The 13,664-nt window shown below is 70.6% G+C and carries 9 protein-coding genes and 2 pseudogenes; 5 read left to right on the forward strand and 6 right to left on the reverse strand.

Annotated elements, in window-relative coordinates:
* Positions 1 to 301 precede the first annotated feature (301 nt).
* Positions 302 to 505 (reverse strand): annotated as a pseudogene (locus LO772_RS16595) (IS5/IS1182 family transposase); the annotation flags it as partial.
* On the opposite strand from LO772_RS16595, the pseudogene LO772_RS16600 reads away from it, so the two are divergent.
* Positions 502 to 1,758: pseudogene (locus tag LO772_RS16600) on the forward strand (ISL3 family transposase); the annotation flags it as partial. The pseudogenes LO772_RS16595 and LO772_RS16600 sit on opposite strands and share 4 nt — an antisense overlap.
* 124 nt (positions 1,759 to 1,882) lie before the next feature.
* Positions 1,883 to 3,817: a hypothetical protein gene (locus LO772_RS16605; RefSeq protein ID WP_231779176.1), complete on the forward strand. Its 1,935-nt coding sequence runs from the start codon at positions 1,883 to 1,885 to the stop codon at positions 3,815 to 3,817.
* A gap of 724 nt (positions 3,818 to 4,541) precedes the next feature.
* On the opposite strand, the gene LO772_RS16610 is transcribed toward LO772_RS16605, so the two are convergent.
* The 3 genes from LO772_RS16610 to LO772_RS16620 are packed head-to-tail and all read right to left on the reverse strand — an operon-like array spanning position 4,542 to position 8,305.
* Positions 4,542 to 5,429: a hypothetical protein gene (locus LO772_RS16610; protein ID WP_231779177.1), complete on the reverse strand. Its 888-nt coding sequence runs from the start codon at positions 5,427 to 5,429 to the stop codon at positions 4,542 to 4,544.
* Positions 5,426 to 7,918 (reverse strand): hypothetical protein, encoded by a 2,493-nt coding sequence (locus LO772_RS16615; RefSeq protein ID WP_231779178.1) that lies wholly within the window; start codon positions 7,916 to 7,918, stop codon positions 5,426 to 5,428. Before LO772_RS16615 ends, LO772_RS16610 begins: the two co-directional genes overlap by 4 nt.
* Positions 7,919 to 7,921: 3 nt before the next feature.
* Positions 7,922 to 8,305: a DUF6507 family protein gene (locus tag LO772_RS16620; RefSeq protein ID WP_231779179.1), complete on the reverse strand. Its 384-nt coding sequence runs from the start codon at positions 8,303 to 8,305 to the stop codon at positions 7,922 to 7,924.
* A gap of 273 nt (positions 8,306 to 8,578) precedes the next feature.
* On the opposite strand from LO772_RS16620, the gene LO772_RS16625 reads away from it, so the two are divergent.
* Together LO772_RS16625 and LO772_RS16630 are read left to right on the forward strand one after the other, a co-directional pair.
* Positions 8,579 to 8,752 carry a hypothetical protein gene (locus LO772_RS16625; protein ID WP_231779180.1) on the forward strand — a complete coding sequence of 58 codons (174 nt, stop codon included), beginning with the start codon at positions 8,579 to 8,581 and terminating at the stop codon, positions 8,750 to 8,752.
* Positions 8,753 to 8,760: 8 nt separating this feature from the next.
* Positions 8,761 to 10,170, forward strand: a complete 1,410-nt coding sequence (locus tag LO772_RS16630; RefSeq protein ID WP_231779181.1) for a DUF6177 family protein — start codon at positions 8,761 to 8,763, stop codon at positions 10,168 to 10,170.
* Between the two features lie 87 nt (positions 10,171 to 10,257).
* Here LO772_RS16630 and LO772_RS16635 read toward each other — a convergent pair whose 3' ends face one another.
* On the reverse strand, positions 10,258 to 10,665 hold the full coding sequence (locus tag LO772_RS16635) for a winged helix-turn-helix transcriptional regulator (protein ID WP_231779182.1): 408 nt from the start codon (positions 10,663 to 10,665) through the stop codon (positions 10,258 to 10,260).
* Between the two features lie 76 nt (positions 10,666 to 10,741).
* On the opposite strand from LO772_RS16635, the gene LO772_RS16640 reads away from it, so the two are divergent.
* On the forward strand, positions 10,742 to 11,587 hold the full coding sequence (locus LO772_RS16640) for an SDR family NAD(P)-dependent oxidoreductase (RefSeq protein WP_231779183.1): 846 nt from the start codon (positions 10,742 to 10,744) through the stop codon (positions 11,585 to 11,587).
* A gap of 405 nt (positions 11,588 to 11,992) precedes the next feature.
* On the opposite strand, the gene LO772_RS16645 is transcribed toward LO772_RS16640, so the two are convergent.
* Positions 11,993 to 13,597, reverse strand: a complete 1,605-nt coding sequence (locus LO772_RS16645) for a N,N-dimethylformamidase beta subunit family domain-containing protein (RefSeq protein WP_231779184.1) — start codon at positions 13,595 to 13,597, stop codon at positions 11,993 to 11,995.
* Between the last annotated feature and the right edge of the window lie 67 nt (positions 13,598 to 13,664).

Here is a 13,664-nt window from a genome sequence, read left to right on the forward strand (position 1 = left end):
CCCCGTGGGTCTTTTAATCCGCGGGTTCAGGGTTCGATCCCCTGGCGGCCCACCCGTAGCACCACCCGGCTTAGGCCGCTGACCTGCATAAAGACCACGAAGCGACGTCTTCCTCGCGGCCTTGGGTTTCCGACCCGGGGCCGTGTGCGTGAGCGATGCCTGAGCGGACGTCCCGGCACGTGGTGCACGGGGACGTCTTGGGCAGCAGCAACAGAGTCTTCGACCGCTCGCCGGTCCGTAGATCAAGCAGCACGACGACGACCTCGGCATCCGGTTATTCGAGGCCGATCACACGGTCCTACGCCTGTAGGGCAAGTGCGTGGACCCGCTGGGGAATCCCCAGCTGGGCCCAGTACTTGACGCGACGTCGGATGGTCCGGTCCGAGCAGCCTGGGCCGGCGATGTGCTCATAGCCGGAGCCGTGCACCAAGGCGGCGATCACGTGCTCGAAGACCACCCGATCCGGGACGCCCGGGTTGTGGCAGCCCAGAGGATGCGTGTCGAGAGCAGGTCGCCGGTGTGCTGGACCGCTACCAGCGGCGGACGGTGCGGCTGCTCGCCCAAGTCCGTGCCGTGGTGCGGGAACTCGCGGGCCGCGCGGGCGCGCGGACGCTGGAGGCGCTCGGCGCCGGGCTCTCGCGGTGCACCGCCCTGCGCATCTCGACCGATATCCCGCTGCCGATCCGTTCGGTGCCGCGGGTCCTGGGTGTGGATGACTTCGCACTCAAGCGCCGCCACCTCTACGCGACCGTTCTGACCGACGCCGAGACCGGCGAACGCATCGACGTGCTGCCCGGCCGCGGCGCCGACGCGCTCGAAGCGTGGCTGCGACACCACCCGGGCGTCGAGATCGTCTGCCGGGACGGTTCGGGCGCCTACGCCGAAGCGATACGCCGCGCGCTCCCCGACGCGGTACAGGTGACCGACAGGTGGCAGTTATGGCGGAACCTCTGCGACAAAACCCTGGCCGAGGTCCGCTCGCACAGCTCGTGCTGGGCCGCCGTCAACCCGCCCCGGCCCGGCGGGACCCACGAGCAGACCACCCGCGAGCGCTGGCACCAGGTCCACGACCTGCTCGGCAAGGGCGTCAGCCTGCTCGAGTGCGCCCGCCGACTGGACGTGTCCATGAACACCGTCAAACGGTACGCACGCACACGCGAACCCGACGCCCTGCGACGCGCCCCGCGCTACCAACCCACCCTGGTCGACCCCTACCGCGACCACCTGCGCGCACGACGCACGGCCGATCCCGCCGTGCCCGTGCCCCAGCTCTTCCGCGAGATCAAGGAACTCGGCTACAGCCGTAGCTTCAACCTTCTCCACCGCTACCTCACCCAGGGACGCGCCGAGGGCGACCGGCCCGTCACCACCCCCAGGCGGTTCGCCCGCCTCCTCCTCACCCGCCCGGACAACCGCCGAGAGAAGGACACCGACCTCGTCCGCGACCTCACCCCCGCCTGCGCCGAGATGACGCAACTCCAAGCCTCCATAGTGGAGTTCGCCTTGCTACTGGCTCCCGCCTCGGGGAACGACACCGAGCTCACGGCATGGATCGCAGCCGTCCGCGCGTCCGAACTGCCCCCACCTGCACACCTTCGCCAACGCCCTCGAACTCGACCGCGCGGCAGTCGACGCCGCGCTCACCACGCCCCACCACAACGGACGCACCGAAGGCGTCAACACCCGCACCAAACGCATCATGCGGCAGATGTACGGACGAGCCGGATCGACCTCCTCCGCCACCGCACCCTTCTCGCGCGACGCTCACGCAGAGCTACCACCGGAAGTGAGGCAGACCCGTTCGATTTACAGACCCGTCGGTTGCCGTGTGTAGCTTGACCTGCGACTGGCTCACGGTGGCGCTGTTGTCGAGGGGGTTTCGGTGCTGGATGGCTTGGACGGGGCTGCCTGGTCGACGCTCGGCCACGCCTACGGGCCTGCCGGTGATCTGCCCGAGTTGCTGCGGGAGGCTGCGTCCGAGGATGAGGAGCGACGCGCCGAAGCCGTGGACGAGCTCTTCGGGACGGTGTGGCACCAGGGCACGGTGTACTCGGCGACTCCGTACGCGGTCCCGTTCGTGGCCGACCTCGCGGAACGCGGCCCCGGGCATCGGGGCGACATGCTCGACTTGCTCGCGCGCGTCGTGCAAGGCAGTTCGGACTGCGGCGGTGACGCGGACGCGGTCGAGGCCGGCCGCCGTGCGGTGTTCGAGCTGATGCCCCGGCTGCTGGGTCTCATCGACGACACGGACGCAACGGTGCGGCGAGGCCTGCTGCGTCTGGTCGCCGCCTGCGGACCCGACGGTCCGACCGCGCTGCCGTCACTGAAAGAGCGCCTCGCCGTCGAGACCGACGCGGAGGTCCGCGCCGACCTCGTCACCGTCCTGTCGATGATCGATCCGTCGGCCGACGACCGCGATGAGCGCAACCGGTACCTGATGGCGGACGCGATGCCCGCCGTGCGCCTGGCCGCGGTCAGCGAAATCCTGCGGCAGACCCTACCCCCCTATCCGACGAGCCTTGTCGCGGAGGCCGTCGACGCGTACGTCGCCGCGCACCCCCAGCCGGAAGAACCCAGGTTCGAGGACCGCAAGTCGTTCGAGGATCTGCTGGTCGACGATCCCGACGCCGCGCTGTCCGCCACCGCGCGTGCCGCCGGCGCCGGCTCGGAATGGTCGCTCGCCTGGGAGGTCGATACACGGTGGCGGGACCGCGAGGTGGACGTACTGCCCTGGTACTTCGACGCGTTGGAACATCCGCGAGACAATCTGTGGCGATCCAACGAGCTGTACCGGATCGCCCGCGCGGCGACAGCCGTGCCGCAGCTCGACACCTCCTCCACGGAACGGCTTTCGCACTTCGTCGCAAGCCCCGACGCGGAGATACGCTGCGCAGCCGTCACCGCCCTCGCACGTGCCCGGCGTCCGGAGGCGGCAGCCGAGGTTGTGCGGCTGATCGAGAGTGAGCCGCACGAGTACGGCACGGGACTTGCGGCCACAGCAGCCGTGGAGGCGCTCGGTGCACGCGCCGAGCAGGTCGCCGTCGCGGTCGCCGAACGACTCCGGTCACCGACCCGAAAGCCGACCCAGACGTCCAACCAGGAAATCGCCCTCATCCTCGCGCTCACACATTTCCCCGACATCGCCGCCACCGTCGTGGACGAACTCGCCGGTCTCGTCGAGCGGGGCCCCTGCGCCAACGCGGCGGCGCTGGTGCTCAAGGCGTTGGGACGCCGAGCCGAGAGCGCCCGCGCGGTGCTGAGCTCGGCGGCACAGAACGATGATTTCGGTTTCGCATGCGTGACCGCCACCGCGCATTTCCGGGCGACCGGGAGCCCGGATGTCGCCCTCGATACGTTCCGCCGCGGGCTCGCGGGACGCAACAAGGCTTGGACGTACGGCTTCGTCGGCGAACTCGGGTCCGCAGCAAGCCCGCTGCTACCGATGTTGGAGGCGGGGCTCGTCGAGGAAACGGACTGGGCACGCGCCGGGGCGGCGGAATCGATCTGGCGAATCAGCGGACGGACCGAGGACACACTCCCCGTCATCGCCGCGCACGCGCTGATCACAGATGGGCATGACGCCGCCGCACACGCCAACGCGGTTCGGGTACTGACCGATATGCGCGTGCTCCCCGAAGCGTTGCTGCCGGGACTGCACGAGTTCGCGGAGGCCAAGCGCCGCATCGTCTACGACGGAGGCAACGACGGCACCCCCCACGACGACAACGTGGCCAGGGCAGCCGTCCGACAGCTCCTGGCAACCGCCACCGCAAGTCCGATCCCCCTCGCTGATGCCGAATCCGAGGCGCAGCAGTAGTCGCTTTGCGTGAGCGGTGCGTGAGCGGAGGTGCTCACGCAGCGCATCACAGGGCAGCATCAGCGGGACGGAAGTGGTCCCATAAGCGGATATAGATGGACTCCGAAGACCGCTTTGGCACCCGGAGGCGTCCCGAGCAGTGGCAACGGAGCATTCGGGCCGCTCGTCGGTCCGGAGATGAGGCTGCTCGACGAGCATCGCGGCGTCCGGTTGCTTGGTTGCAGTTTTGTTTGCAGTTGCAGTTGCAGTTGCAGTTTGCGGTTTCGGGGCCCGTTGTCAGGGTCACTTCGTCGATCATCGCGGTCTTCGCGGCGCGTGGGACGATCCGGGCCGGTCCCTCGGCGGGCGCGCCGCGGCCGTCAAGCCCGACGGCGCTGCCTGCCGTATTCGGGCTTGCCGACGGTACGAACGCGGAACGCGTCAGCCAGGACCGGGCTCGACCGGCGGAGCCTCACGCGCTGCCGCCCGTCAGGAACGAGCGGCAGTGTCGGCGGGGCAGCCCTGGACAGCACGATAGGGGCGGTCGCGAACTCGACGGTCCTGACGAGCCCCCAATGGCTCTGTTCCGGTCTGGTAGCAGCAAGGTCGTCGGCAAGATCCGCAGGTGCCCTCGTGCAACCGCATAGGCCTCCGCTCTGGTTGCCTTGCGCGTCAGCGGAGTTCGCCGACGCACGGTGATCCGATGCCGGATGGTCCCGGATCAGAGCCGGTTGCGGCGGTGGGGTCAGTGCAGCCAATGGTGTGTGCGGATGCCGGTGTCGTGTGGGTTGTGTGGCCAGATTCGTCGTGCGCGGGCGCGGGCCGCGGCTTGGTAGAAGGGGAGGTCTCGGCCCTCTTCGACGACTTCGACCGGGTAGGGGACGACGGGACCGGGCCCGGCGGGTGTGGCCAGGTGGCGGCGGACGTCCGCGACCCGTGCCCCCGGTTCGGTGACGACGACGTATATCCACGACGCGAGGACGGGCGAGTGCCGCCGCGCCGGGGAGCGCCACGCCCGGCCGACCAGGCGGACGTCGTCGCGTGCGCCTGCCCGGTCGGCCATGATCCGGTCGAGGCCGGCGCGTGTGATCGCCGCCTCGTCGCGCGGTTCGGACCACGGATCGAAGTAATACAGCAGCTCGACGTCGTCCTGGTCCACCGAGAACTCCGCCCCCGACGCGAAGCCGGCCGGGTCCGCCGTGATGTCGCGGAAGAGCCGGGTCTCGGCGGGCGTGAGCCGGACGGGCTGCGCGGTGACGGCGGCGAGCAGCAACGGGCCGGCCTCGGACGGCCCTTCGTCGGCGAGCGCGGTCCACGCGGCGGTCGCCATGCTGTCGGTCAGGCGTCCGGCGAGACGGCGGAGCAGGAGGACCACGGCCTCGTACGCGGAGACCACGGCCGGGACGTGCACGGCCCGGGTCCGGCGAGGGTGCGCGGCATACTTGGCCCGGATCGCGTCGGTGGAGTTCTCGAACTCGGCCTGTTGCAGGGGCCCGACCTCGGTCGGATCCTCGTCCAGACCGTAACGGAGGATGAACTCGTCGATCCAGGCGTGGAGTTCCCGGGCACGCGCGCGGACCGCCGGGTGGATGTCGCTCCGCCGGGGGAAGGAGTCGTCGGGGATCGCGGTCACAGGATCTTCACTCCGCGCCAGGCCTTGCCGGTCAGAAAGCGCTTGCCGAAGTCCGTACCCCCGGAGATGTTCGCGATGTCGCCCGGCGTCGGGAAGCCCGGCGCGTTGAAATCACACGTCTTCGCGGCCCTGAACAGCTCGGCCATCCGCTCGAGTTCGGCCGGCGACGGGGGTGGGACCATGGTCTTCCGCGATCTCCACATGTCCAGCAGTATGGCTCGGGCGCCGCCTTCATCGGCCCAGTTGTACCCGGCCTTGGCCCACGTGTACCCGCCGTTCGTGGAACCGGCCTCCAACCTGATCTCCTGGACACCGGAGTTCTTGTACCAGGTTTCCATCCGAGCGCTGAACTCCTGGCCGAATCCCTGGCCGCGGAGCCGCGGGTCGATCCGCAGGTCCTCGTGCTTCACAAACAGGAAATCGCGGTCCTGGACGAATTGCCGCTTCATTGACCCGACCTTGTTCCCGTCCAGGTAGATTTCGGCACGCCAGGTGACCGTGTTCGGCATCGCGGTCACCTCGGTCACCTCCACGCGGAGCCCATTGGCGCCGAATTCACCGTCCACCGCGCGCTGGAGCTCCGGCCGCAATTGCTCCGGAGTCAGGCCCTCCCGCAGGAGGTCGCCGACCTTCGTCGGTGCGGGGACGTCCGTGCCCGGTGGGGTGGGCCGCGGCAGCGGTGGGGACGAAGTGTCCGGGCCGAACGGGGAGTCGCCGCCCTCGAAGGGGTGGCTCGGGCCGTCCGGTACGCCGTCTCCATCCACGTCCGGCACGCCGTCACGGTCGGGTATGCCGTTCTCGCCCGGATGCTCCGGGCCCGGATCCCCAGGCGGTTTGCCGGCATCGTCACCGTAGGACACGGGCGAGCCCCCGGGGCCCTCCGGAAGGCCGTGCCCCGGCACGCCGTCCCCCGGGGCGGGCCCGAACGGTCGGCCTGCGCCGGGAACGTGGGGCCCCGACCCGTAGCCGGGCACATCCGGGACGAAGTCGGTCGGCGGCCTGCCCGGTCCCGTCCCGTGTCCGAACTGCGTGTCGCCGCTGAGGTGTTGCCCGATGTCGCCGCCGACGGCGTCGGGATCCGGGGCGTCGCGCGTCGGCCCGGCGAACTCCATGTCCCCCGTGCCGACGAGGGCCGGTACGGGAGAGTCCGCGGGAGGGCCCGCGGGAGCGCCCGTGTCGAGTTCGTCGTCCATCTTCCCGGCGGTCTCGTCGAGGACGCCCAGATCGTTGCCGGACATCTCGGCCGGTGCCTTGTCGCCCGCTTGTGTGGTGTTGTCGGGGAAGTCCAGGGTTCCGTCGGGGTGCAGGACCGTGCCGTCCGGCAGCTTGACCGTGCCGTCGGCGGATTCGAAGCCTTTCCAGGCGCCGAAGTCGGTCAGTTCCTTGGTGAGTGCGCCGATGCCCTTGAGGCCCGCGGTCGCGGTTTTGCCGATGTAGGTCATCGGGTCGACGACCTCGCCGATCTTGGCGACCGCGGAGACGCCGCGTGCGGTGAGGCCGGCGCCCTCGACCGCGGTTCCGCTGCCGAAGGACGCCACTGTGGTGACGACGTTGAAAGTAAGGACGCCGGCCGCCTTCGCCGGGTTCTCGCTCCAGTCGTCCCAGGCGATCAGTTCCTTGCCGAACTCCACGGTGGCGTCGAGGCCTTCGTTCATCCAGTCCTTCGCCGGGCCGTCCGGCATGACCGCCAGCGTCACCCAGCTGAACGGGGTCGCCAGGACGGCCAGTCCGGTGGCCAGCTTGCCGATGCCCTCCCAAGCGTCGGCGAAGTCCTCGTCCCAGGGGTTCACGAGTGTGCCGAGCCCGGTGAGCGTGCCCCAGATCCCCTCCACGCAGATGCCGTCCCAGACGAAACTCTTGAGGTGGTAGCCGATTTCGTACCAGTGGTGGTCCTCGGCGACGGTCTTGCCCCAGGGAGTCTCCTCGGCCGCGTGGATGTCCGCGGTCGAATAGCCGTACATGTTGTCGGCACCGCTGCCGTCGTTCGCCACCCACTTCTCGCCGCCGAACAATCCGAGGATCTTGTTCGCCGCGGTGCGCTCGGCCTCCCAGAACTGCCCGACGGCCGTGGAGACTTCGGTGACGAGCCGGTTGTTCTCCGCGACCTTGTCCTCGTCGTACGTCCATTCGTCGTCGTCCTTGATGGACTCGACGAACGCCTCGGCATCCGACTTGAGCTGTTTCAGTTCCGCCACCAGCGGGGTGATCTCGTCGTAGTACTCGGACAGCGCCCCACCGACGGCCTCCAAATCGTCGGCGAACTCGTCGGAGCGGTCCCTGACCGAGGTGGTCGTGGCGAACAAGTCCTCGGCCTCGGGTGCGCGGTAGACCGACGACAGGCCCTGAAAGCGCGTGTGGACGGTGTCGCCGATGTCACGGAAATCCGAGGCGTCGCCCGTCAGCGAGGCGTGGTCGCCGGACAGTTGCTCCAGGGACCCCGTGAAGGTGGGGATACCCGCGGGGTCGATGCGGTCCGGAGTGTCGCCCATGGCTCAGTCCCCCTCCTCCGCGTCGTCCCCGCCGAGGTCGACGTCGGGAGCCTCCAACGCCTTGCTCTGGCTTTGGGCGGCCATGTCCAGATCTCCCTCGATGTAGGCCACCGTGGCGTCGTACGCGCCCTGAATCGATGCCCCCGCGCGTGCCGCGACGTAGGCGACGTCCTCTTGTGTGTTCTCCGCGAATCTCGCCAACGCGTCGCCCACCGGGCCCACTTCGGGAGCCTCCTCGCCGCCGAAGTCCAGTGTCCCGGCGGAGTACGCGGCGCTCTCCAAATGCCCGGAGTAAGCCTCCCCCCAGGTCTCGATCTCCTCGGCGGCCTCGATGGTGGTGTTCAGCACCTCCTGGACACCCAGCGGGTCGATGTCCCAGCCCGACATTCCGTGTACCCCCCATGACCGTCGCGACCGGCGCGGTGCGGAACCGCGTCGGCACTGCCCTTCAGCGCGGTTCTTCAGCCCATTCCGTCGTCCACCGCGCCCCCTTTTCGGATTCCGTGCGCCGAGTCGACCGGTAGGGAACCGTTCGTCCGGACGCGCCGTCTGTTCTCTGACGTGGCACCCGCCGGTCGGGTTCCCCACGGAGAAACGCGACATCCCAACCGGCGTGCGGCGGATGGGGATGGTCCGCCCGGCGCCGTGGAGAGGAGGCAAGTGGCATGCGACCGCGACAGCCGGTTGCCGGATTCGACGGCGGGGCGCCGTCGCCGACTTCACGACGCGTTCCTGCCGGGCTTCCGGCGCGTCGGCGGACGCCGGGACGCGGGACTCGGCGACGTGTTCGAGGATGCCGACCTTCTGATCCCGACCGCGCTCGCGCCGGAGTAGGACGACACATGACCACGGACCTGATCGCCCTGACGCACACCATGCCCGACGTCTGGAGCCTGGTGGCCGCCCTCATGTCCGGCGGTCCGGAGCCACTGGTCGGCGTCGAGAGCGAGCGCGCGCTGATCCGGCTTGTGGACGCCGAGGGCCGCCCGCTCGTCTTCGTCGAGGCGCCCTTCCCGGTCCACACACCCGGCGAGGTCGAGCGCCTGCTCGGCATCGCGGCCGACGGCCCGGTGTGGTGGACGGAGGTGCGCGCGGCCACCAGTGTCCGGAACGCCGAGGCGTTGGCGGGCACGATCGCCACCCGGCTCGTCAGCCTGCTCGGCGGGTCGGTGTGGCCGCCCGGCGCCGCCGCGCCCGACGGCGGTCTCGGCGTGGTCGCGGACATCGGCCCGGCAGCCGCACAGGCCGCGGAGCAACCCGCCGTGGACGTGCTGACCGACAAGGTGGCCGCGGTCATCCAGGACCGGCCGACAGTGGCGTTGACCACGTGGCTCGCCGACGCCCTGCGGGCGGCTGCGGCCAGTCGGCGCGCGTTTCAGCTGATCACGTCGGCGGACGCCCGCTTGACCCTGCCCACGCGCGGCGCACTCTCCGGACTGCCCAACCGCTGGGTGGTGCGGGACGGCGAAGGCGGCTACTACGACGGGCTCTCCGGCAACGAACTCCGCTGGCGGGACGGCTCCTTCCAGCCCCTGGGACGCATCGCGCGACCATTCGCCGAGGCCACCGCCCAAGCGGACGGCACCGCCGAGCGGCAGCTCCTCCTCACCTGTGTGACACGCCAGGCGGCCACCGACACCCTCCTGCTCGGCGGTGCGGTCGAGGCGTTGTGGCGCGTCCTCGCCGGAACGGCTCCCACGGGGTGGGGCACCTCGGAGCCCGCCGGCATGCCGTGGTCGCGCGAGGAACTGACCGGTGTGGCCCGCGCCCGGGCTCCCCGGCCCTCGGGCTTCGTCGTCGTCGGTGCGCCCGGGGACCGCGCGCTCGCCACGCTGCGGACGACGCGTACCGAAAGCGGCGTGGAGGAGCATGTCACGTTCGCCCTCGGCTGCCCGGCCGGCGTGGACCCGCCTCTGGGGGCGTTGCACGCGCTGGCGGACGAACTGGTCGCCGACCACGGCCTGGTGTCCCTGTTGGTGCAGCGCCGAAGTGCCCGGTCCGACCTGACCGTTCCGGCCCATCTCGAAGCCGCCCCGGCGCCGGAGGCGTTCGTGCTCGGCCCGGACGCGGTCCGCGACACGGGTTTCGCGAGTGCCGCGCGGCCACCCACCGGAGTGCGCCCGACGCGCGTGGGCCGGAAGCCGCGGCAGGGGTTGTGGTACCCGTTGCGCGACGAGGGGTGGGAGGGGTTCCAGAATCTGGTGAGCCGTCTGCGGCCGGACGAACCGGCGCGCGGCCACCGGGAGTCCTGACTCCGAGACCGGCCACGGTGTGCCGGGACAGGTCCGCGGCGGGCCTGGTCCCCGGCGACGGCTCGCGTGGCGGGTGAGGTGTGCGGTTCAGCGGTTGTCGTGGCGTTCTCGGGCGGCGGCGATGTCCGTGCCATGTCGGCTCGCCCAGTCCGCGAGGGTGGAGAGCGGTCCGAGGAACGTCCGGCCGAGGGGGGTCAGGTCGTACTCGACCGTCGGCGGGAGGGTCGGATGGACGGTCCGGCCGACCAGGCCGTCGCGTTCGAGGCCGCGCAGGGTGCGGGTCAGCATCCGCTGGCTGATGCCCTCGATGGACCGGTGCAGTTCGTTGAACCGGTACGAGCGCTTGCCCAACAGGATCATGATCAGCACACTCCACCGGTCGCCGGTGCGCCGCAGCACATCCGTCACCGGGCAGGCCTGATGCTCCTCCAGCGGCACGGGGATCGGAAGCGGCGCGCTGATCACGGAGGGCACATCGGTGTGCGTATCAGACATCGAACTGCCTTCTTTCGGCCGTACGGACGGTCGCCGATCATTGTTGCCGAACGACCGTCGACCGAGGAGAACGCGCATGTCCGGCCGTACGGCGAAGACCGTGGTGATCAGTGGTGGGACCGACGGCATGGGCCGTGCCACAGCGCTCGCGCGCCTCGGCCGCGGCGACACCGTGACCGTCATCGGCAGCAGCGAGCCGAAGGGGCGGGCACTGGCCGATGAGGCGGCTCGTGCGGGCGCCGGCGAGCGGTTCCGGTTCCTGCGCGCGGACCTGAGCGCCATGGGCGAAGTCCGGCGCGTGGCCCGGGAGATCACGGACGGGCACCCCGTGGTCGACGCACTGGTCCTGTGCGCGAACCGGCAGAGCCCGAAACGGCGGGAGACGGCCGACGGACTGGAATTCACCTTCGCGCTGTACTACTTGAGCCGCTACCTGCTGGGCGACCTGCTGCGCCCGGCGATGGACGCGGCCCCCGCCTCCGTGATCGTGAACGTGGCCGGGGTGGGCACCACGGCCGGCTCGATTCGCTGGGACGACCCGCAGTCGCGGCACAAGTACAGCGTGATCCGGGCACAACTCCAGGCGGGCCGGGCCAACGACCTCCTGGGTGTCTCCTTCGCCGACCGGGCGGTGGGCAAGGCCCGGTACGTGCTCTACCACCCCGGCTTCACGCGCAGCGGAGACCTGTCCCCGCTGAACCCCCTGGCACGCGGCGCGATCAGACTGCTGGCCCGACTCAGGGCCCGACCGGTGGAGGCGTCGATCCGGCCCATCGTCGCATGGATCGACACACCGCCGTCCGCCCCGCTGACAGCCGTCGACCGCGGCAAACCCCTGGACCTGTCCCTGCCGACCCTCGACAAACACAACGCCGAACGCCTCGCCACCCTCACCGAGGACCTGGTGCGTTCCCTGCCGTAGCGACGACCGGCGCCACACACCTGCCGAGTGCCGGTGGAACCCCCATCGGTGCGGCTGCGTCGCAGTTGGGACGGAATCCGGCCGAGTCAGGGGAGATCGCGTGGTCCGATGGGCGCTCACCGTTCAGCGGCACACGGGATCCGGGCAGTATCAGATTTGGACGACCTCGGTCATCGAGGAGGTGACCGGGACCCGCGAACAGGCGCTTGCCCGACTGTGGGAGCACGCGCTCAACTTCAGGCCCATGCATCCTCGCGGAGGAACAAGTCGCCGCTGGGTACTTCGCGATGACGAGGGGTTTCTGGTCGTCAACAAGGGTCTGTCCGGCGATTTCAACTGCAGGGCCCGGGCGTACGAGGTCCTGGCGGACTTCCGGCCGACGTGAGGCGACGTCGCGCCCGCGCCTCAGCCTGTCGCCAGTGGTGTCGAGTAGAGCGGTGCCACGTTGTCCACGGGGCCGGGGCGGGTGTCGCCGGCCGGACCCGCGGCGAACGCGCGGAGCAGGTTCTCCGTGGTGCGTGTGACGAACTCCCCTGTCCGCGCGTCCATATCGTGGTTGCGCCCGTTGTCCCGTGTCCCCGCCATCAGTGCCTCGACCCACCGCATGGTGCCGGACGCGAACACCCCCGCACCGCTGGGTGCCACGTAGTACGCGCTGTTGGCATGGCTCGCGCGGCCCTGGCACACCAGCGGCGAGTGGGCGAGAACCTCGATCGGACGCGGTGTGGGCGCGCTCGGGGTGACCCGGTCGTACTCGACCCCGACCAGGTGGGCGAAGCTGTCGCCCTGCCGCACACCCGTCCCCTCGAAAAGCCAGTGGCCCGGGCTGTGCACGACGTACGGGGCGTCCACCGGGAAGCCTTCGTAGAGCATGCCGACCAGCGAGGACTCCGGGTCGGGAGCGGGGGCCTGGCGGAAGTCGTTGGTCGGCATGTCCGGATGGGCCGCGAGGTACGGGTCGTCGTCGAACGCCGTTTTCCAGCAGACGACGGTACGGGCCTCCCCCGTCCCGGAGGGCTCCAGCCGGATCCGCCGGAAGCACGCGTTGGCGCCCAGGAAGGCGAGGTTCGTTCCCGCGTCCCGTGCCTGGGTGACATTCCGGCGCTGTTCCGGCGTCCAGTACTCGTCGTGGCCCAGCGACACCAGCGCCGCCGCGCCCCGCAGCACCGACGGCGACGCATGCACGTCGACGCCCGTCGTGTAGGCCAACGGAATGCCCAGGCGCTCGGCCAGGGCCACGAGCGCCCGTTCGTACACGATGAACTTCCCCGCGCCGCTCTTGTCGTACGGCCGGTCGAAGGTCACCTCCAGCGACCGCGTCGCGTACGCGCCGTCCTTGCCTTCGTACAGGTCGCCCCCGCCCCACGTGTTGTACGCCTGCCACGTCGCCACCGCGTGCATGATCACCGTCGCGCCGGCCCCGCTCTGCGAGCGCACGACCATCGGGACGTAGCGCTGGTAGCCGTGTTCGCCCTCCAGGCGCAACAGGTACACCCCCTCGGGCCACCCGTCCGTGCGCACGGCAAGGGTGCGCTGCCAGTCCGCGCGCACGCTCCGCGTCGCGGGGACCGTCCGCGGCGGAGGCTGCCGCTGCCCGGCGACCCGGTCGGAGACCCAGACCCGCCGGGCCTGCGCGCCCCCGTACCAGCCCATGCGGTAGGCCGACACGCGGAAGCCGGGGGCGGTCGTCGAGACGTGCAGCCCGAACTCCTCGCCCGGGAGGACGCTCACCCGGTCCGCGTACCCCTCGATCGCCTCGTCCGGGCCCAGGGAGCCGATCCGCCAGTCGGGGTCGCCCCGCCGGTTCCGCTCCTCCGCCTGCGGCGGGCCGCCGGCCGGAGCCGGGGCGGTCTGCCCGGGGCGCGGACCCCCGCCGTCGGAGTCGCACCCGGCCGCCACGGCGGCCCCCACCGCACCCGCGACGGCCGCCCCCAGAAACCGCCGGCGGTCCATCGGCCGCGGTTCCCGCGTGCCGTCCTCGCCTCTGTTACCGCGTGCTTCGCTGTCCATCGAACCGCTCCCGGGCTCCGGGTCGGACTGTCGTGGAAATCATGCGCGACCGCCCGCGAAACGGCGC

Source organism: Yinghuangia sp. ASG 101 (genome assembly GCF_021165735.1).
Classification (GTDB): domain Bacteria; phylum Actinomycetota; class Actinomycetes; order Streptomycetales; family Streptomycetaceae; genus Yinghuangia.